At 67.5% G+C, this 1,465-nt stretch carries 1 protein-coding gene; it reads left to right on the forward strand.

Annotated elements, in window-relative coordinates; genetic code table 11:
* Nucleotides 1-1,465, forward strand: a 1,465-nt coding sequence (locus tag M2283_RS51520) for a type I polyketide synthase (RefSeq protein ID WP_280883568.1), incomplete at both ends; no start/stop codon positions are given.

Below are 1,465 nucleotides of genomic sequence, written 5' to 3' on the forward strand. Positions count from 1 at the left end.
GGCCGCGCCGGGCCGGTGTGTCCTCCTTTGGTATCAGTGGGACGAACGCGCACCTGATTCTGGAGCAGGCTCCTGTGGAGCAGCCTGCAGTGCCGGCCGAGCCGGAGCCGATGGCGGACGTCGTCGACGTTGTGGTGCCGTTGGTGGTGTCGGCGGGGAGTGCTGGTTCGCTGGTGGGGCAGGCGGAGCGGCTTGCATCCTGTGTGGAGTCGGGTGAGGAGGTGCCGCTGAGGGATCTGGCTGGTGCGCTGGTTGCTCAGCGGGCGGTGTTGTCCGAGCGTGCGGTGGTGGTGGCGGGTTCGCGGGAGGAGGCCTTGTCAGGTCTTGGTGCGCTGGCGCGGGGCGAGTCGCATCCTGGTGTGGTCAGCGGGGGGTCGTCCGGTGGCGCTGCTTTGGTTCGGACGGTGTTGGTGTTTCCGGGGCAGGGGTCGCAGCGGGTGGGGATGGGCCGTGAGTTGTATGGCCGGTTCCCGGTGTTCGCGGATGCCTTCGATGAGGTGTGTGCGGCGCTGGACGGGCAGTTGTCGGGCTGGGTGGAGCATTCGGTCAGGGATGTGATCCTTGGCGAGGCCGGTGATCTGGGTCAGACGTTGTTTACGCAGGCGGGTCTGTTCGCGGTGGAGACGGCGTTGTTCCGGCTGGTTGAGTCGTGGGGTGTGAAGCCGGATGCGGTGATGGGCCACTCGATCGGTGAGATTACTGCGGCGCATGTGGCGGGGGTGTTGTCGCTTGCGGATGCTGCTGCGGTAGTGGCGGCTCGTGGTCGGTTGATGCAGGCGTTGCCGTCGGGTGGGGTGATGGTTGCCGTGGCGGCGTCGGAGGATGAGGTTGCGGGGTTGCTGGGGCCGGGTGTGGATCTGGCGGCGGTCAACGGTCCGGCGTCGGTGGTGCTTTCGGGTGTTGAGGATGCCGTGCTGGCTGTGGCGGCGAAGTTGGCGGGACAGGGCCGCAAGACCAAGCGGCTTGCGGTCAGTCATGCGTTTCATTCGGTGTTGATGGAGCCGATGCTCGACGAGTTCGCCTCCGTGCTGTCCCGAGTGACGTGGTCGGAGCCGAGGTTTCCGGTGGTTTCGAATGTGACCGGGCAGCTTGTCGAGCCGGGGCAGCTCACCGCCCCACGGTATTGGGTCGATCATGTCCGCCGTCCGGTTCGCTTTGCCGACGGTGTCGTGTCGGCGGTGGTCGGTGGCGGTGATGTGGTGTTCGTCGAGTTCGGCCCGGGTGCGGCGTTGTCGAGCGTTGTGGAGGAGTCGGCTGGTGAGGGGGCGGCTTGCGTCGCTGCCTTGCGTGACGGCCGTCCGGAGGTGCAGACCCTTCTCGCGGCGGCGGCCGAGCTTTTTGTGCGGGGTGTGCCCGTTGACTGGACCGGCGTGCTGCCGGCGGGTGCTGGGGCCGGGCAGGTTGATCTGCCAACGTATGCGTTCGACCACGAGCATTACTGGCTGCGGGCTGCCCCGGCGGCCGA

It is taken from the genome of Streptomyces pseudovenezuelae (assembly GCF_029892565.1).
Classification (GTDB): Bacteria; Actinomycetota; Actinomycetes; order Streptomycetales; family Streptomycetaceae; genus Streptomyces; species Streptomyces pseudovenezuelae_A.